The sequence below is a fragment of the Kribbella sp. NPDC048837 genome (genome assembly GCF_055586945.1).
In genome coordinates this window covers 243,779-261,134 of sequence record NZ_JBVJHF010000004.1, presented here as the reverse complement: position 1 = coordinate 261,134, position 17,356 = coordinate 243,779, and the positions used below count along the sequence as shown (strand labels likewise).

General features: G+C 70.3%; 21 protein-coding genes. 16 read left to right on the top strand and 5 right to left on the bottom strand.

What is annotated here, in order from left to right:
• Nucleotides 1-205 precede the first annotated feature (205 nt).
• The 5 genes from ACZ6O0_RS21340 (at nt 206) to ACZ6O0_RS21320 (ending at nt 4,823) form a co-directional block, all read left to right on the top strand.
• Nucleotides 206-832 (top strand): TetR family transcriptional regulator, encoded by a 627-nt coding sequence (locus ACZ6O0_RS21340; RefSeq protein ID WP_465766690.1) that lies wholly within the window; start codon nt 206-208, stop codon nt 830-832.
• Between the two features lie 165 nt (nt 833-997).
• Entirely contained in the window at nt 998-1,948 is a 951-nt protein-coding gene (locus tag ACZ6O0_RS21335; RefSeq protein ID WP_465766689.1) for an ROK family protein, read from the top strand.
• Complete coding sequence (gene nagA / locus ACZ6O0_RS21330; protein WP_465766688.1) at nt 1,945-3,075, top strand: N-acetylglucosamine-6-phosphate deacetylase; 1,131 nt, start codon at nt 1,945-1,947, stop codon at nt 3,073-3,075. The genes ACZ6O0_RS21335 and nagA overlap by 4 nt, the downstream gene beginning before the upstream one ends.
• The gene (locus ACZ6O0_RS21325; protein WP_465766687.1) at nt 3,063-3,977 is read left to right on the top strand and encodes a 1-phosphofructokinase family hexose kinase; all 915 of its coding nucleotides are present in this window, start codon (nt 3,063-3,065) and stop codon (nt 3,975-3,977) included. The genes nagA and ACZ6O0_RS21325 overlap by 13 nt, the downstream gene beginning before the upstream one ends.
• Nucleotides 3,978-3,986: 9 nt before the next feature.
• The gene (locus ACZ6O0_RS21320) at nt 3,987-4,823 is read left to right on the top strand and encodes a class II fructose-bisphosphate aldolase (protein ID WP_465766686.1); all 837 of its coding nucleotides are present in this window, start codon (nt 3,987-3,989) and stop codon (nt 4,821-4,823) included.
• On the opposite strand, the gene ACZ6O0_RS21315 is transcribed toward ACZ6O0_RS21320, so the two are convergent.
• Complete coding sequence (locus ACZ6O0_RS21315) at nt 4,820-5,077, bottom strand: hypothetical protein (protein WP_465766685.1); 258 nt, start codon at nt 5,075-5,077, stop codon at nt 4,820-4,822. The genes ACZ6O0_RS21320 and ACZ6O0_RS21315 overlap by 4 nt on opposite strands.
• 46 nt (nt 5,078-5,123) lie before the next feature.
• Between ACZ6O0_RS21315 and ACZ6O0_RS21310 the strand changes: the two genes are divergently transcribed.
• From ACZ6O0_RS21310 to ACZ6O0_RS21300, 3 genes are all read left to right on the top strand, one after another.
• Nucleotides 5,124-5,714: a TetR/AcrR family transcriptional regulator gene (locus tag ACZ6O0_RS21310; protein WP_465766684.1), complete on the top strand. Its 591-nt coding sequence runs from the start codon at nt 5,124-5,126 to the stop codon at nt 5,712-5,714.
• 71 nt (nt 5,715-5,785) lie between these two features.
• Nucleotides 5,786-6,310 carry a hypothetical protein gene (locus tag ACZ6O0_RS21305; protein WP_465766683.1) on the top strand — a complete coding sequence of 175 codons (525 nt, stop codon included), beginning with the start codon at nt 5,786-5,788 and terminating at the stop codon, nt 6,308-6,310.
• A 9-nt stretch (nt 6,311-6,319) separates the two neighbouring features.
• Nucleotides 6,320-7,567, top strand: coding sequence for an APC family permease (locus ACZ6O0_RS21300; protein ID WP_465766682.1), 1,248 nt, complete (start codon nt 6,320-6,322; stop codon nt 7,565-7,567).
• On the opposite strand, the gene ACZ6O0_RS21295 is transcribed toward ACZ6O0_RS21300, so the two are convergent.
• From ACZ6O0_RS21295 to ACZ6O0_RS21280, 4 genes are all read right to left on the bottom strand, one after another.
• Nucleotides 7,533-8,582, bottom strand: coding sequence for an ABC transporter permease (locus tag ACZ6O0_RS21295; protein ID WP_465766681.1), 1,050 nt, complete (start codon nt 8,580-8,582; stop codon nt 7,533-7,535). The genes ACZ6O0_RS21300 and ACZ6O0_RS21295 overlap by 35 nt on opposite strands.
• Nucleotides 8,579-9,457 carry an ABC transporter ATP-binding protein gene (locus ACZ6O0_RS21290; protein WP_465766680.1) on the bottom strand — a complete coding sequence of 293 codons (879 nt, stop codon included), beginning with the start codon at nt 9,455-9,457 and terminating at the stop codon, nt 8,579-8,581. The genes ACZ6O0_RS21295 and ACZ6O0_RS21290 overlap by 4 nt, the downstream gene beginning before the upstream one ends.
• Nucleotides 9,454-9,846 (bottom strand): GntR family transcriptional regulator, encoded by a 393-nt coding sequence (locus ACZ6O0_RS21285; protein WP_433161991.1) that lies wholly within the window; start codon nt 9,844-9,846, stop codon nt 9,454-9,456. The genes ACZ6O0_RS21290 and ACZ6O0_RS21285 overlap by 4 nt, the downstream gene beginning before the upstream one ends.
• A 72-nt stretch (nt 9,847-9,918) precedes the next feature.
• Nucleotides 9,919-11,235, bottom strand: coding sequence for a cryptochrome/photolyase family protein (locus tag ACZ6O0_RS21280; RefSeq protein WP_465766679.1), 1,317 nt, complete (start codon nt 11,233-11,235; stop codon nt 9,919-9,921).
• A gap of 51 nt (nt 11,236-11,286) precedes the next feature.
• Between ACZ6O0_RS21280 and ACZ6O0_RS21275 the strand changes: the two genes are divergently transcribed.
• The 8 genes from ACZ6O0_RS21275 (at nt 11,287) to ACZ6O0_RS21240 (ending at nt 17,336) form a co-directional block, all read left to right on the top strand.
• Entirely contained in the window at nt 11,287-12,000 is a 714-nt protein-coding gene (locus ACZ6O0_RS21275) for a metal-dependent transcriptional regulator (RefSeq protein WP_465766678.1), read from the top strand.
• 80 nt (nt 12,001-12,080) lie between these two features.
• Nucleotides 12,081-12,860 carry a class I SAM-dependent methyltransferase gene (locus tag ACZ6O0_RS21270; RefSeq protein WP_465766677.1) on the top strand — a complete coding sequence of 260 codons (780 nt, stop codon included), beginning with the start codon at nt 12,081-12,083 and terminating at the stop codon, nt 12,858-12,860.
• A 42-nt stretch (nt 12,861-12,902) separates the two neighbouring features.
• Complete coding sequence (pabB, locus tag ACZ6O0_RS21265; RefSeq protein WP_465766676.1) at nt 12,903-14,276, top strand: aminodeoxychorismate synthase component I; 1,374 nt, start codon at nt 12,903-12,905, stop codon at nt 14,274-14,276.
• Entirely contained in the window at nt 14,273-14,968 is a 696-nt protein-coding gene (locus ACZ6O0_RS21260; RefSeq protein WP_465766675.1) for an aminotransferase class IV, read from the top strand. The genes pabB and ACZ6O0_RS21260 overlap by 4 nt, the downstream gene beginning before the upstream one ends.
• An 81-nt stretch (nt 14,969-15,049) precedes the next feature.
• Nucleotides 15,050-15,961 carry an SPFH domain-containing protein gene (locus tag ACZ6O0_RS21255; protein WP_465766674.1) on the top strand — a complete coding sequence of 304 codons (912 nt, stop codon included), beginning with the start codon at nt 15,050-15,052 and terminating at the stop codon, nt 15,959-15,961.
• 9 nt (nt 15,962-15,970) lie between these two features.
• Complete coding sequence (locus ACZ6O0_RS21250) at nt 15,971-16,180, top strand: type II toxin-antitoxin system antitoxin (RefSeq protein ID WP_465766673.1); 210 nt, start codon at nt 15,971-15,973, stop codon at nt 16,178-16,180.
• The gene (locus ACZ6O0_RS21245; protein WP_465766672.1) at nt 16,173-16,901 is read left to right on the top strand and encodes a GOLPH3/VPS74 family protein; all 729 of its coding nucleotides are present in this window, start codon (nt 16,173-16,175) and stop codon (nt 16,899-16,901) included. Before ACZ6O0_RS21250 ends, ACZ6O0_RS21245 begins: the two co-directional genes overlap by 8 nt.
• 72 nt (nt 16,902-16,973) lie before the next feature.
• The gene (locus tag ACZ6O0_RS21240) at nt 16,974-17,336 is read left to right on the top strand and encodes a GntR family transcriptional regulator (protein ID WP_465766671.1); all 363 of its coding nucleotides are present in this window, start codon (nt 16,974-16,976) and stop codon (nt 17,334-17,336) included.
• Nucleotides 17,337-17,356: the final 20 nt, after the last annotated feature.

Here is a 17,356-nt window from a genome sequence, read left to right as displayed (position 1 = left end):
GGCGCCCTGGTGGGTGAAATACACAGGTGTGAGTTCCGATCACGGTGGGAAAGAAGCTGTTTCAGAGAAATCTGAGGAATTCTCGGAGATATCAGAGCTGAGCCCTCCAGTTCAAACGACCGCTTGAACTATGCTGACTGCAGGCTACGGCGAGTGAGCAGGTGGGGTGCCTGAGCGAGCAGTGGCCGGGGGGAAGGAGAACTCTGTGGAGACACCGGTCGAATCGACCAGGGAGAGGTTGCTCAATGTCGCTGAGCAACGGTTCGGTGAAGGGGGTTACGAAGGAACCTCGCTGCGCGCCATCACGGTCGCGGCGGCCGCGAACATCGCGGCGGTCAACTATCACTTCGGTTCGAAGGAAGCCCTGCTGAGGGCCGCGGTCGCGCGGGCGATGGCTCCGGTCAACACCGAGCGGCGGCGCCGGCTGGACCAACTGGAGGCCAACGGGCTGCCGACCCAGGAGCAGCTGATCCGGGCGTTCATCGAGCCCGGTCTGGAGCTGGTGCTCCGCCGCGGCGAGCGTGGTGCCGTGGTCGCCCGCTTCATCGGCCGGATCGCCTTCGATCCGAGCCAGCGGATCCGCGAGCTGTACGCGGCGGAGTCCGATCCCATCGAGAAGCGCTACCTGGCCGCACTCCAGGCCGCGCTGCCGCACGCGACGCCCGACGCGGTCTCGTTCGGGTACGTCAACATGCTGGGCCTGCTGGCCCTGCATCAGTCCCAGGCACTATCGCGCGCACCCGGTGCCAGTGCGCCGGAGAACCCCGGCACTCTCGCCGAGGACCTGATCACCTTCCTGGTGGCGGCCTTCGACCGCGGCCTGCGCGGCTGATCCGGAGGCGTCCGAAACCCGTGGCACCCTGCCCACGGATTCCGGAAGCAACTGAACCAGCGGCGCCAGTGGTCTGGCCGGAGCGCTCGGAGAGCCCGGCGGGAGTTGTCCGAGAATTGCTCACGGATGTTCGGACTGCCGGGTAACGCTGCATAATGGCGCTCCGTGGACCCCTGTGAAGTCGTGGTTGCCGTCGATCTCGGTGGAACCCGGATGAAGTGCGGCCTGGTCGCCGCCGACGGTGCCGTGCTGCACCGCGAGACCAGGCCCACTCCCCGGGAGGCCGGGGGCCGCGCCGTGCTCGACGCCCTGCTGGAAACCGTCGTCGAGCTCGGCCAGAAGGCGACCGCCGACGGGCACCGGGTGCGCGCCATCGGTGTCGTCGTCCCCGGCGTCATCGATGCCGCCACCGGCACCGTCGGCGCCGAGAACCTGGCCTGGGTCGGGATGCCGGTGCTGGCCGAGATCACCGCCGCCGTCGGGAACGACGTACCGATCGTGCTCGCCCACGACGTCCGGGGCGGCGGGTACGCCGAGCTCCGCCAGGGCGCCCTGGTCGGCACCACGAACTCGATGTTCCTCCCGCTCGGCACCGGGATCGCGGCGGCGATGGTGATCGACGGTTCCCTGGTCAGCGGTGACGGCTACGCCGGCGAGCTCGGCCACACCAGGTTCATCCACGGCGACGCCGCCGAGCTCTGCGCGTGCGGCCAGTGGGGCTGCCTCGAGACGGTCGCCTCCGCGGCCGCCCTGGCCCGCAGGTACGGCGCTCGCACCGGCCGGACCGTGGACGGTGCGCGTGAGGTGCTGGAGCTGCTGGCGGCCGGTGATCCGGATGCCGCCCAGGTCTGGGACGACGCGCTGCGGGTCCTGGTCGACGCCCTCGTCCTCTACACCACTCTGGCCGCGCCGACGCGGATCGCGATCGGTGGTGGACTGGTCGGGGCGGGCGAGACACTGCTGCAGCCGTTGCGCGAGGGGATCCACGCGCGCCTGACGTTCCAGCGCGAGCCGGAGATCGTCGCCGCCGTACTGGGCGAGGACGCAGGCTTCATCGGCGCTGCCCGGATGGCCTGGGACCGCGTGGCCGCCGACGAGGAGGGGACAACGGAATGACGACCTACCGCGTGGGCCGGCTGGTCACGCCGGACGACGTGCTCGAGAACGCCTGGATCCAGGTGGTCGACGAGGACATCCGGGCGTTCGGCCGCCGCTCGGACGGGATGCCCGCGGACGGCAAGCGGCCCGAGGACCTCGGGAACGTGACCGTGGTGCCCGGGTTCGTCGACATCCACACCCACGGTGGCGGCGGGTCGACGTACTCGACGACCGATCCGGAGGAGGCGCGCAAGGTCGCGGCCTTCCACGCCGAGCACGGTACGACGACGACGCTGGCCAGCCTGGTCACGGCGCCGCTCGACGACCTGGTCGCGCAGACGGCCTGCCTGGCGGAGCTGATCGCCGACGGCGTGATCGCCGGCGTCCACCTCGAAGGGCCGTTCCTGTCCGAGGCGCGCTGTGGTGCGCACGAGCCCACGTTGCTGCGGCCGCCGCTGAAGGACGACGTGGCGAAGGTGCTGAGCGACGCGGTCAAGATGGTGACGATCGCGCCGGAGCTGGAGAACGGCCTGGAGGCGATCCGTCAGGTGGTCGACGCTGGCGCGGTGGCGGCGCTCGGGCACACCGATGCGACGTACGAGCAGATGATCGCCGGGGCCGACGCCGGCGCGACCGTGGCGACGCACCTGTTCAACGGGATGCGGCCGTTCCATCACCGCGACCCGGGGCCGGTCGGTGCGGCGATCAACGACGGGCGGCTGCTGCTCGAGGTGATCAACGACGGCCTGCACCTGGACCCGCAGGTGGTCCGGGTCGCGCTCGCGGCGGCCGGCGTGAACCGGATCGCGCTGATCACCGACGCGATGGAGGCCACCGGGATGCCGGACGGCCGCTACAAGCTCGGCGGTCTCGAGGTCGACGTCAAGGAGGGCCTGGTGACTCTGGCCCACGGCACGCACTCGATCGCGGGCAGCACCTTGACCATGGACGTCGCCTACCGCAACGCGGTGAAGGCAGGGGTGTCGCTGGTGGACGCGTCGCGGATGGCGTCGACGACTCCGGCGCAGACCTTCGGCTGGTACGACGTGGGCTCGCTCGAGGTCGGGAAGCGGGCGGACCTGGTGCTGCTGGACGACGAGTACGCCGTCCAGAAGGTGATGCGGGCCGGGTCGTGGCTGGACTGATCGGGACCGTCACTCTCAACCTCGCACTGGACGTCACGTACGAGGTCGACGACCTCGTCGTCGGTGGGAGTCATCGGGTCGAGCACATCCGGCGGCGCGCCGGTGGCAAGGGCGTGAACGTCGCGCGGGTGGCGGCGACGCTCGGGCACCAGGTGCTGGTCTTCGGCTTCGTCGGCGGGATCACCGGTGAGCTGGTCGCCGAGGAGCTGTTCGACGCCGGGCTGACCGCGCTGCTGACCCCGATCGCCGGCGAGACCCGCCGTACGGTTGCCGTGGTCAACGGCGCCGACGGGGACGCGACGATCTTCAACGAGGCCGGGCCGACGGTGAGTGCGGACGAGTGGCGCGCGTTCGGCGACCGGATGCCGTGGAGCCGGCTGGGCGTGCTGGCCTGCTCGGGGAGCCTCCCGCCGGGGTTGCCGGCCGACGCGTACGCCGAGCTCGCGGTCCGCGCCCGGCATCACGACGTACTGACCGTGATCGACGCGGGTGGTGACGCGCTGACCGCGGCGGCGAAGGCCGGCGCGGTGGTGCGGTCGAACGCGGCCGAGCTGCGGGACGCGCTCGGTGACACCACCGTCGAGGACGGTGCCCGGCAGCTGCTCGAGCTCGGCGCGACCGCGGCGGTGATCACCGACGGCTCCCGCGGAATGGTTGCCGCTAGCAAGAAAGGCGTCTGGCGGGCGCTTCCGGTCGAGACGGTGAGCGGGAACCCGACCGGTGCCGGCGACGCCTGTACGGCGGTGGTCGCGGCGGCCGTCGCGGAATCGCCGGAGCCCGACTGGTCCCTGGTGCTCAAGTCGGCCGTCGCCGCGTCGGCCGCGGCCGTGCTGACTCCGGTGGCCGGCGACATCGATCTGGCCGCCTACCGGCGCTGGCAACCGCAGGTCGCGGTCAACTAAGGAGGATCTATGCCGTTGGTTTCTGGGGCCGAGGTGGTGCTGGCTGCGGCCAAGGCCGGCCGCGGGGTCGGTGCGTTCAACGTGATCCAGCTGGAGCACGCGACCGCGCTGATCGCCGGTGCCGAGCGGGCCGGCGCGCCCGTCATCCTGCAGATCAGCGAGAACGCGGTGAAGTACCACGGCGCGCTCAAGCCGATCGGTGTCGCGACGCTGGCCGCCGCGGCCGCCGCGACGGTCCCGGTGGTCGTGCACCTCGACCACGCGATGGATCGCGACCTGGTCACCGAGGCGGTCTCCCTCGGCTTCACCTCGGTCATGTACGACGCCTCGAAACTCGAGTACGCCGACAACGTCGCCGCCACCAGCGAGGTGACGGCGTTCTGCCACGACCACGGTGTCTTCGTCGAGGCCGAGATCGGCGAGGTCGGCGGCAAGGACGGCGTCCACGCACCCGGCGCCCGGACCCGTCCGGACGAGGCGGTCGCGTTCGCGGAGGCCACCGGCGTCGACGCCCTGGCCGTCGCGGTCGGCTCGTCCCACGCGATGACCGAGCGCACCGCCACCCTGGACTTCGGCCTCATCGCGGAGCTCCATGCGGCGGTCGCCGTACCGCTCGTCCTGCACGGCTCGTCCGGTGTGGCCGACCCCGACCTGACCCGAGCGGTCGAGTCCGGCATGACCAAGGTCAACATCGCGACCCATCTCAACAACGTGTTCACCGAGCAGGTCCGGGCTGTCTTGGCCGACAACCCGAAGCTGGTCGACACCCGCAAGTACCTGGGGCCCGCGCGGGACGCGGTCGCCGCGGAGGTAGCCCGTCTGCTGACGGTGCTCCGGGCCGTCTAATCCAGCGAGGCGCTGCCTCGAACCCAGTGCCGGCGCATTTCATCGCGGGCCAGCTGGACCTGCTCGCGGGCCTGCGGGTCCGGCACCTCGAAGTCCTCGATCAGGCGCGTGAGCGCGAACTCGATCGCCGCCACCACGGCATCCTCCTCGGAAAGGTCGGACTCGGCCACCGAACGCAGCCCATCGGCGAGCGCGATCAGCCCAGCCCGCTCCTGCGCGGTGAACTGCAGCCGGATCTCGGTCCTGGTGTCCACGCGACATCCTCCTCGGTTGGTAGAGTCATGGTGCAGTGCAACGACCATGTTGCACAAGGGCCCGGGTGAGGAGCCGATCGCGATGGCGGTGACGGTGGACGAGACGCTGCGTGCGGCGACCATCGCCGTTCTGGCCGAGCACGGCTGGTCCGGGGTGACGCTAGAGCGAGTAGCCGAGCAGGTCGGCCGTTCGCGGGTCACACTGTGGCGCCAGGGCCTGACCGTGGAGGCACTGCTGAACTCCTTGCTGGACGCGCTGGCTGAGGACTACCGCGACACCATGTGGCCGGTGCTGGCCGGCTCCGGCACCGGCCGGGAGGGTCTGATCAAGGCGCTGGAGGCGCTGTTCGACGTCATCGACCGGCATCTGCCGCTGATGCTGTCGTCGGACCTCGTCTTCCACCAGGAGCAGGCGCGCAACGGCCCGGTGTCCTTCCTCGATCCGTTCGAGCGGTTCCTGCGCGACGGCGAGGCGGACGGCACGCTGCGTCCGCACGGCCGGATCAGTGACGTGGCCGAAGTACTGATGGTGTCCGCGGCCCTCACCTACGTGCACATGCGCGGGCGCCATCACTGGTCCCGGGCCCGCGTGCGCCGGCTGACGCTCGACCTGGTGCTGCACGGCGTCGCCTTCTGATGAAACATACCTGTTGCATTTCTTGCAACGGTCATGTTTCACTGACGGAAACACACTCCTGGAGGCCCGCCATGACTCTTCCTTACACCGAACCGCTGACCCGGCTGGAGCCGCAGCCGCGAGTGATCCCCGAGCCGCCGAGGCCCGGCGAGCCTGGCGGCGACCCGTGCGGGCTGTGCGACTGGCTGGCGAACTACGAGCAGACCGAGCACCAACAGCCGCTCTGGGTCAACGAGGACTGGGCCCTGTGCCGGGCGACCGGTGTGACCATCCCCGGGGTGGTCTGGCTGGCCAGCCGGGGCCATCACGACTCCTTCTCCGATCTGCCCGATCGGGTCGCCGCGAGCTACGGGCCGGTGGTCGCTCGGATCGAGCGCGCCATTCTGGGTCTCGGCGACATCGCGCGGGTGCACGTCTATCGTTGGGGCGACGGCTCGGCCCATTTCCACGTGTGGTTCTTCCCCCGCCCGTTGGGCATGCTCGAGGCCAGGCGGGAGATGCTGCCGCTGTGGGCCGACCTGCTGCCCGAAGCACCTGAGGAGGTCGTCGCCGATGCCGAGCGGAAGATCGCCGTGGCGATGGCGGCGGGCGACTGAGGAGGCCCCATGACCTCACCTCAGCTGGCCCGCCGGCTGGGACTCGGCGACGCCGTCGTGATCGGGCTGGGCTCGATGGTCGGCGCCGGGGTGTTCGCGGTGTGGGTGCCGGCCGCACGGGCCGCCGGGGCCGGACTGTTGATCGGGCTGGTGATCGCGGCTGTGGTTGCCTACTGCAACGCGGTCTCGTCGGCGCAACTGGCGGCCGTCTACCCGGTGTCGGGCGGGACGTATGTGTACGGCCGCGAGCGGCTCGGGGAGTGGTGGGGGTTCGCCGCGGGGTGGTGTTTTGTCTCGGGCAAGACGGCCTCGTGTGCGGCGATGGCGTTGACCTTCGCCACCTACGGTGCCCCGGACACCGAATGGCTCCAGCGGCTTCTCGCGCTCGGAGCGGTAGTCGCCCTTGCCGCGGTCAACTACCGCGGCGTGACCAGAACCGCCCGGCTGACCAGGATCATCGTCGCCTGCACTCTCGCGGTGCTCGCTCTGGTGATGGTCCTGCTGTACACCGGCGGGCCACACCGTGACCTCCCGTCGCTCGCCGGCACCTCGCCGTACGGCGTTCTGCAGGCGGCCGGACTGTTGTTCTTCGCGTTCGCCGGGTACGCCCGGATCGCGACGATGGGCGAGGAGGTCCGCGAGCCCGCCCGGACGATTCCGCGGGCGATCAGCATCGCGGTGGTGATTGCCATCGGCATCTATCTTGTCGTCGGCGTGGGACTGCTCCGCGTCCTCGATCCGGCGACCAGCACGGCACCACTGGCCGACGCGGTCGACGCGGTCGGCGCCGCGTGGGCGGCACCGATCGTGCGGGTCGGCGCGGCCCTGGCCAGTCTCGGGGCACTCCTCGCGCTGATCGCGGGCATCGGCCGGACGAGCCTCGCGATGGCCCGCAACCACGATCTGCCCGCGTGGCTGGCCGCCGTACATCCGCGGTACCAGGTCCCGCACCACGCCGAGGTCGCGCTCGCCGTGGTCGTCGGTGTGCTGGTGCTCACCACCGACCTGCGCGGCGTGATCGGCTTCTCGTCGTTCGGCGTCCTGCTGTACTACGCGATCGCGAACGCCGCCGCGTTCACGCAGCCGGCCGATCAACGTCGATGGCCTCGCGCCGTCAACGTGATCGGCCTGATCGGCTGCGTCGTCCTGGCGGTCACTCTCCCGTGGACCTCCGCGGTGGTGGCCGCCGTACTCCTCGCGCTGGCCCTGCTCGTGCGAGCGGTCAGGACAGGTCGCGCTGGATCCGCCAGAAGCTGAACCCGGTCAGGGCCAGCGCCAGCAGCATGAACAGCCCGAACTCCCGCCACTGCAGGTCCCAGAAGCGGTTCGCCTCGAAGTACTTGATGTGCTGGCGGTAGCCCTCGTCGGCCAGCCGCTGGAAGCATGCGGCCGTCTTCGGCGACGTCTCGCGCTGCTGCGACATCCCTGGCGGAGGTCCCGGCTCACACTCGATCGCCCAGATCGGCAGCGTGCTCAGCGCCTTACCGTTCTTGTCGACGGTCTTGTCGTACAGCTTCCAGGCACCGACGGACCCGCTCGCCACCTCGATCGCCTTCACTTGGGGCGGCTGGGTGTCGCCGCTCAACATGAAGCCCCGGATGTTCTCCGCGGACGCGACGATGTACTGGTCGGTCGGCGCGAGCAGGTGTGGCCGGATGAGCGACGGTGTGAGGACCTGCACCAGGATGACCGCGGCCAGCGTGACCGCGAGCGCGACCAGGGTACGGCGTACGGCGAGCCCCACCGCGACCCCGAGGGCGAACGCGAAGGCGGCGTACCCGATCGGGACCAGGCCGCGGGCGCTGAAGACCGGTGGGAACATCCGCGGCAGATAGGTGTTCGAGTCCTGGCCGGCGTTGATCGCGTCGTCGATCGGGTCGGCCCACCAGGTCACCGCGAGGCTCAGCACGCCGGTGATCGCGATCGCGGACAGCCCGGTGATCCCGACCTTGGTGGCGAGCCAGCGCCGGCGCGAGATGCTCTGGCTCCAGACCAGCCGGTGGGTGCCGGTCTCCAGTTCGCGGGCGATCAGGGGCGCGCCCCAGAACGCCCCGATCACCGGCGGAACGGCGTACAGCAGCACCTGGCCGACGATGTAGAGCAGCGGGTTGAGGCGCTCGAAGCCGAGGTTCCTGATGAAGTTGCCGGTCAGGCGGTGGTAGTCGTCGAGCAGGTTCGGCCCGGTCGCCAGGAGAAAGATCGCGGCCGCCAGGATCACCCCCGCAACCACCAGGAACTGGACGCGGAACTGCCGCCAGGTCAACCAGATCATCGCTGCACCTCCAGCATCGGACGCTCCGGCTGGACGTCGCGGCCCATGTAGGCCAGCACCAGGTCCTCGAGCGTGAGTCGGGTGACGTTCCAGGCCGGATCGAGGATCGGCCGGTCGGTCCGGATCAGGTACGTCGACTGCCGGTCGGTGTGGCTCGCGGTCACCACGTGCTGGTCCTGCGGCAGGTCCTTCGGGTCGCGCCGCGGTCCGGTCAGTCGATAGTGCGTCGCCAGCAAGGTGTCGATCTCGCCGCTCACCTGGACCCGGGAACCGACCAGCACGATCAGGTAGTCGCAGGAGCGCTCGACGTCGGAGACGAGATGCGACGACAGCACGACGCTCAACTCCTGCTCGGCGACCGCCGCCATCAGGTCCTGCAGGAACTCCCGCCGGGCCAAGGGATCGAGCGGGGCGACCGGTTCGTCAAGGACCAGCAGATCGGGACGCTTGGCCAGGCCGAGGGTGAGTGCGAGCTGCGCCCGCTGGCCGCCGGACAGCTTGCCGGACCGCTGCTTGGGGTCGAGCTGGAGGTGCTGAATCCGTTGCCGGGCAAGGGATTCGTCCCACGCGGGGTTGAGCCGCGCGCCGAGTTTCAGGTGGTCGGCGACGCTCAACCGGCTGTACGTCGGCGTGTCCTGGGCGACGTACCCGACCTTGGCCTGCTGGGTCCCGGCCGGCGCCCCCAGCACGCTGACCGACCCCGTCGTCGGCGTCAGCATCCCGACCGCCATGTTGAGCAACGTGCTCTTGCCGGCCCCGTTGGGCCCCACCAGCCCGACCACGTGGCCGGCCGGAACTTCCAGATCGCAGTCGGTCAACGCCCACCGGCGCCCGTACTTCTTCCCCAAACCCTGCGCGTGCAGAACGGCGGTCATGCTATGTCCTCCTGAGCGGCGGTCCGAAAGGTTGTCAGGAACAACGCCTCGATGCTCTCGTCGTCGAGGCCGGCCTTGCGGGCCTTGGCCAGCCAGCGGCGCAGGTCCTGCCGCAGCGGGCCGTGCGCGGCCAGCGAGTTGTCGGTCAGGGTCCGGGTGACGAACGTGCCGCGCCCCGGCCGGGCCTGCACCAGGCCTTCGTGCTCGAGCTCGCGATACGCCTTGAGCACCGTGTTCGGGTTGATCGCCAGCGTCGCGACGACGTCCTTCACCGTCGGCAGCTGGTCGCCCTCCCGGAGCAGACCGAGCCGCAACGCGTTCCGGACCTGCTGAACGATCTGCTGGTACGGCGAGACCCCCGACCGCCCGTCCAGATGAAACTCGATCATCTGTAACCCCATTCATCTAGTTACCTAGCACTATAGGGGTATGAGCCAAGCCGCGGTCAAGGCCGCGATGGATCAGCGGATGGCGTCGTACCTGCGGAGGGCATCGCGGCGGGCCTCGGCGTGGTCGACCACCGGGTCCGGGTAGCCGTCGGCACCGCCGTACTTCCACGGTTCGTGGGCCGCCTTGCCGGCGAGCTGCCGCAGTTCGGGCACCCAGCGGCGGACATACTCGCCGTCGGGGTCGAACTTCAGCCCTTGCCCGACCGGGTTGAAGATCCGGAAGTACGGCGACGCGTCCGCGCCGCAGCCGGCCACCCACTGCCAGTTCAGCGAGTTCGAAGCCAGGTCGCCGTCACGCAGCGACCGCATGAACCAGCGGGCGCCGAACTTCCAGTGCACATGAAGGTCCTTGACCAGGAACGACGCGACCACCATCCGGACCCGGTTGTGCATGAACCCGGTCCCGGCGAGCTGCCGCATCCCGGCGTCGACGAGCGGGAACCCGGTCCGGCCTTCCCGCCACGCGTCGAACAGTGCGCCGGGGTCGTCGTACCGCATCCGCTCGAACTCCGGCCGCAACGGCTTCCAGGCCGCCTCCGGGTTGCGCGCGAGCAGGTCCGCGCAGAACTCCCGCCAGGCCAGCTCGCGACGATAGGCCTCCGCGCCGGCGCTGCGCCTGCGGGCCAGGTCGGCCAGCATCGTCCGCGGGTGGATCTCGCCGTACTTGAGCGGGATCGACATCCGCGACGTGCTGTCGAGGTCGGGCCGGTCCCGCTCGTCGTCGTACCCGGCGACGTCGTCGAGGTACGCGCGCCACTGTTCGAGCGCCGCCTGCTCACCGGCGCCGTCCGCACTGCCCTCCGGCAGGTCCTCGCTGTCAGCCTTGACCCAGTCCACGCCGGCCGGTGCGTCCACGGGTTTGCGCCAGCCGTGCTCGAGCCACGCCCGGAAGTACGGCGTGAACACTTGGTAGGGCCGGCCCTGCTGGTTGAGGATCCGCCCGGGCGCGACCGCGTACGGCGATCCCGTCGCCACCAGCGGACACTTCAATGAAGCTTCAACTTCTCCGTCCCGCCTTCGTCCGTAGGGACCGTGATCCGCGCTGACGTGCACGCTGACCGCGCCGGCCTCCTCGGCGACCGCCGGGATCACGTCCGCCGGATCACCCCGCCGTACGACGAGACTGCCGCCCATCGACCCGGACAGACGATGCAGTGAGGCGGCCAGGTGGTCTCGCCGCGGATCACCGGATCGGTCCCACAACAAGGGGTCCAGCACGAAGACGCCGAGCACCCGCCCGTCACCCGCCGCGACCGCGTCGAGCAGCGCCGGGTTGTCGCCCAGTCGCAGATCCCGCCGAAACCACATCACCGCTGTCACAGGTCGCATCCTCCGCCAGTACCCACGGCGATTGGGTGAGGCTTGCCTACATAGGTGAGAATGGTTGTCGTGAGCGAGCTGATCGATACCACCGAGATGTACTTGCGGACCGTGTACGAGCTGGAGGAAGAAGGCATCCTCCCGCTGCGGGCGCGCATCGCCGAGCGGCTGCACCAGTCCGGGCCGACGGTCAGCCAGACGGTCGCGCGGATGGAGCGCGACGGATTGATCAAGGTGGAGGGCGACCGGCACCTGGAGCTCACCGATGTCGGCCGCAAGCAGGCGACCCGGGTGATGCGCAAGCACCGGCTGGCCGAGCGGCTGCTGGTCGACGTGATCGGCCTGGAGTGGGAGGACGTGCACGCGGAGGCCTGCCGCTGGGAGCACGTGATGAGCGACGCGGTCGAGCTGCGGCTGCTCAAGATCCTCGGCAACCCGACCGAGTCGCCGTACGGGAACCCGATCCCGGGCCTGGAGGAGCTGCAGAACGACGGCCACGCGAGTGGCATCGAGGACTTCCGGATCGGCGTCGAGGCGCTGGACCAGGTGCTCGACCAGGCCACCGGCGAGAGTGTCCGGGTGCTGGTCCGCCGGATCGCCGAGCCGGTGCAGAGCGACGACGGCGCGATGGCGGTGCTCCGCAAGGCCGGCGCGCTGCCGGGCCGCGAGGTCGACTCGACCCTGGACGCCGAAGGTGTACTGGTCGGCAGCCGCGAGGCCGGTGGCGTGATCAGCGACGAGACGGCCGGCCACATCTTCGTCAGCCGGGTCTGACTTCAAACCTCCATTAAGAGTCCGTACCGAGAGCACTCGATGCTGTACGGCGTGTATGTAACAGGTAGCGTCTGACCGCAATGTCCGAGAACGCGATCGACTGGCCGGAGTATCTGCGGGAGTTCCACACCGCGACTCCGGGCAGCACCGAAGCCCTGCTGTCCAGGGCGGTGGCCGGCGACCATACGCCGTACCGCTGGCTGACCCGTGCCGTCTCCGGGGAGGCCCGCCGGGTCCTCGACCTCGCCTGCGGGAACGGTCCGGTCGCCCGCGAGCTGCACGGCCGGTGGGTCGTGGGTGTCGACAACAACCCGGCTCAGCTCGCCGGTGCGCCGGGGCCGAAGGTGCAGGCCGACGCGCTGCATCTACCGTTCGCGAACGAGGTCTTCGACGTCGTCACCTGCTCGATGGGCCTGATGGTGCTGCAGCCGCTGCCCGACGTGCTGGCCGAGGCCGCGCGGGTGCTGCGGCGGGGCGGCGTACTGGCCGCGATCGTGCCGGCCGTGCGACCGCTGCGCCGTGGTGACATCCGCACCCTGAGCGGGCTGACCACCCGATTGCGGTCGACCCCGCAGTTCCCGGCCGGGGGCGAGATCACCGAGCTCAAGGACCAGCTGCACCACGCCGGGTTCGACGTGATGGAGAGCCAGCGCGAGCGGTACGTGTACACGATCCACAGCCGCGACGACGCCTGCCGGCTGGTGAACGCGCTCTACCTTCCCGGTACGCCGGACGTCCGCCGGGACACCGCCGCGGGATGGCTCGCGGACCGCGCCGAGTCCAAGGACGGCCTCGAGGTCGCGATCCCGATCCGCCGGATCACCGCGATGCGCACCAAGCTCGCCCTGACCGGGTCCTGATCAGCACCTCCGCAGCACCCTCGCGGTCTGTACCGTGTGCCTGTGGGTGCGCTGAGCTGGTCCGTCCGGACGGTCGACCGGGCGCTCGACGGAGAGACGGTCTACCGCGAGCTGCTGGCCGGTGAACCGGTCGCGTTCTGGCTCGACGGCAGTCTGACGGACCGGGCGGTACGCCGCGTCTCAGTCCTCGGTACGACGCTGGGTCCGCGGGCGGAGGTCGTCGTACGGGACGTGTCCGACGGTGACGTGTTCGCCGAGCTGAACGGGTTGCTGGCCGACCGGGCGACCGACGTACCGGCCGAGCTGGACGGGCTGTTCTGCGGTGGCTATGTCGGGTACTTCGGCTACGAGTTGAAGGCGTTGACCGGGGGAGTGGCCGCGCACGAGTCGCCGACGCCGGACGCGCTCTGGATCTGGGCGAACCGGTTCGTCGTCATCGATCACGACAACGACCGCACCTATCTCGTCGCGATGGACGATCCCGGCGCGGGCGAGGACTGGCTCGAGCGCGCGGAGGCGGCCGCCTCCGACTGGTGGATGGGGAGCGTCGAGATCCCGGCGATCGCGAGGCTCGATCTGGAGGCGCATCTCGAGCAGGACCGGTCGACGTACCTGGCCGGTATCGCCGCGTGCATGGCCCAGCTCGAGGCCGGCGAGACCTACGAGGTCTGCCTGACGAACCGGGTCCGGCTGCCGGCCGTGCCCGACCCGTTCGAGTTCTTCCGCTGGCAGCGCGCCACGAACCCCGCGCCGTACGCCGCCTTCCTCCGGTACGGCGATCTCGCGGTGGCGAGCTCGTCACCGGAACGGTTCCTGACCGTGGACGCCGCCGGGTGGGCCGAGTGCCGCCCGATCAAGGGGACGGCGCCGCGGGACGCGGATCCGGCGCAGGACCAGCTGGCCGCGAAGGCGCTGGCCGAGGACGAGAAGACCCGGGCCGAGAACCTGATGATCGTCGACCTGATCCGCAACGACCTCGGCCGGGTCAGCGAACCCGGGACGGTGCACGTTCCGCAGCTGATGGAGGTCGAGAGCTACCGGACCATGCACCAGATGGTCACCACGGTGCGCGGCCGGCTGCGATCCGGGGTGACCGCCGTCGACGCGGTCCGGGCGTGCTTCCCGCCGGGGTCGATGACGGGGGCGCCGAAGATCCGCACGATGGAGATCCTCGACGAGCTGGAGTGGAGCGCCCGCGGGGTGTACTCGGGGGTGCTCGGCTACCTGACCGTCGACGGGCGCGCGGACCTCAGTGTGGTGATCCGGACGGCGGTGCTGACGCCGGACGAGACGATGATCGGAGCGGGGGGCGCGATCGTGCTCGACTCCGAGCCGGTCGCGGAGTACGAGGAAATGGTGCTGAAGGCAACGGCAGCCGTGGGCGGGAACGCCGCGGCCGAAGGGTGGGGGAGATGACTGGTCTGCAGGTGGCGGATTCGTTCCTGGTGGCGGGCGGGAAGGTCCGCGGGATCGAGTTGCACCGGGAGCGGTTCGTGCGGTCGTGCGCCGCGGCCGGGGTGTCCGCCGACGGGTTCTGGGACGAGCAGGCCGGGCGGCTGCCCGGGTTCGGCCGCTGGTTCCCGCGCTTCGAGCTGCGGTTGTCCGGCGAGCTGGCGGTCCAGCTCCGGCCCGCGCCGCCGATCGGCGGCCGCGTCCGCGTCGCCATCCACGAAGGTCCGGATCCCCGGACCGCACCGCGGGTGAAGGGCCCCGATCTCGAGCTCCTCGGCAAGCTCAGGGAATCCGCTCCGCACCGCGCCGACGAGATCCTGCTTCTGGATCAGGACGGCACCGTGCTCGAGGCGGCGTACTCCGCCCTCGCCTGGTGGGAGGACGACACGCTCTGCTTCCCGCCCTCGGACCGGCCGCTCCTGCCGTCCGTCACCGCCCAGCTCCTCCGCCGGATCGCCGCCACCGAAGGCGTGGCCGTGGCCGAGCACCCCATCACGCCGGCCGAGCTCGAAGCGACCACCGAAGCCTGGCTCGTCAACGCCCTGCACGGCATCCGCCCGATCCACGCCTGGTCCGATTCCCCCATCGACCCGCTCCCGAACTCCCACTCCATCACCTGGCAGTCCCACCTGGAGTCCCTGGCCCAGCCCGTCTGACCGGTCCGCCGTCCGCGGCGACTCCTGGCTTGTTAAAGTGATATCACTTTGCTACCTTGAGGCTATCGAGAGGAGCTGGTGATGATGGAGCGGGATGTCGCGGTGGAGATGCCGAAGCCGAAGGTGACCGAGCGGGGGGCCCGGGACCTCAACGGGTGGCCCGTGGCCGTGGTGGCGTTCATCCTGCTGGTGGCGGGTGTGGTGCAGTTCAGCGTCGGGATCGCGAACGGCGGGGGCGGGATGATCGCGCTCGGGAGCGTGCTGATCGTCGTCGGCGTGATCGTCGCGGCCGGCCTGACTCCGGTGGCGCCGGGGCGGGCGCGGGTGCTGCAGATCCTCGGGCGGTACGCCGGGACGATCCGCACCGACGGGCTGCGCTGGGTCAACCCGATCGCCACCCGCAAGGAGGTCTCGACCCGGATCCGCAACCACGAGACGGCCGTTGCCAAGGTCAACGATGCCGACGGCAACCCGATCGAGATCGCCGCGGTGGTGGTCTGGCAGGTCGAGGACACCGCGCAGGCGATGTTCGAGGTCGACGACTTCGTCGAGTTCGTCGCGATCCAGACCGAGACCGCGGTCCGGCACATCGCGAACAGCTATCCGTACGACGTCCACACCGACGACGGCGGCCTGTCGCTGCGGGACAGCACCGACGAGATCACCGAGACGTTGTCGGCCGAGATCGGTGCGCGGGTGCAGGCGGCCGGTGTGCACGTGATCGAGTCGCGCATCACCCACCTCGCCTACGCCCCCGAGATCGCCCAGGCGATGCTGCGCCGGCAGCAGGCCGGTGCGGTGGTGGCGGCCCGGCAGCGGATCGTCGAGGGCGCGGTCGGCATGGTCGAGCTCGCGCTGGACCGGCTGTCCGAGCACGAGGTGGTCGAGCTCGACGAGGAGCGCAAGGCGACCATGGTCAGCAACCTGCTGGTCGTGCTGTGCGGCGATCGGGACGCCCAGCCGGTGGTCAACGCCGGCTCGCTGTACCAGTGAGCGGCTGTCGTGGCCCTCGAACGCAAGAAGGTCCTGCTCCGGCTGGATCCCGTGGTGCACGACGCGCTGGCCCGGTGGGCGGCCGACGACCTGCGCAGCACCAACGCCCAGATCGAGTTCCTGCTCCGGCGGGCGCTGGCCGACGCCGGCCGGCTGCCGACCGGGGTCGGTAAGATGCGCCGCCCGGGCCGTCCGGCCAAGGAGGAAGACGATGAGTAAGACCGTGGTGACTCCGCTCAGGAGGCCGCCGGGCGCCGCCTCGGCGCGCCGCCTGCCCCGGGCCCGCAAGACTGTTGCCCTAGGCCACGCGAAGGCCCCGGATGCCTTGGCTGCAAGGCTTTTCCTGCTCGCCTACGATCCGGAGCGCGGCCGGCTGACGGCTCGCTCGAAGCTCGGGAAGGTGTTGCGGGCCGCGGCACTGACCGACCTGCAGCTGGCCGGGAACCTTGCCGATGACAACGGACGGGCCCGGCTGACGACGGCCGCCGCGCCGGGCGATCCGGTGCTGGCCCGGTTCCTCGAGGACATCCGCGGCGTCGGTCCGCGCAAGTGGCGGCACTGGATCGATCGCCGGCCGCGGGTGATCATCCGCGCGGTCCGCGACGATCTCGAGCGCGCGCACCTGATCCGGGTCGAGCCGCACCGGATCCTCGGCCTGATCCCCGCCGACCGCATCACCCTGCGGCACCCGCTGGTCCGGCGCCAGATCCTGCAGAGCGCGCGGGAGACGCTCCGGCCGTCCCGCCTGGTGTCGAGGGTGGACCTCCGTGACGCGGCCGTCGTCGTACTCGCGTCCACGGCGGACCTGCGCACGGTCGTCAGCAAGGACCAGCGGAGCCGTCACAAGGACCGCCTGGCGCAGCTCGCGGTCCGGGTCGGCCCGACCGTGCCCGCGCTGAAGAAGTCGCTGCAGCAGGCGCAGTACTCCGCCGGCGGCTAGACGGGGTGACGCCGCTGGGTGCTATGGTTCGTTACTCAAGTAACTAACCAAGGAACCGGCGAGGGGGGCGTGGTGTTCGACGACCGGAGTCCGATCTACCTGCAGATCGCCGAGCAGATCAAGAACGACATCGTCACCGGCGCGCTCGCCGAGGACGAGCAGGTGATGTCGACGAACCAGTACGCCGCGTTCTACCGGATCAACCCGGCCACCGCGGCCAAGGGCTTCGCGCAACTGGTCGACGAGGGCGTGCTGTACAAGAAGCGCGGGATCGGCATGTTCGTCAGCCCGAACGCCCGCGACCTGCTCCGCACCGGCCGCCGCGACTCGTTCTTCGCCGACGTCGTCGACCCGATGATCCGCGAGGCCAAGGCCATCGGCGTACCGCTCAAGGACATCGTCCAGCACATCCGCACCGAAGGTCGTGTCTGGTGACCCCGCGCCTACTGCGCGGC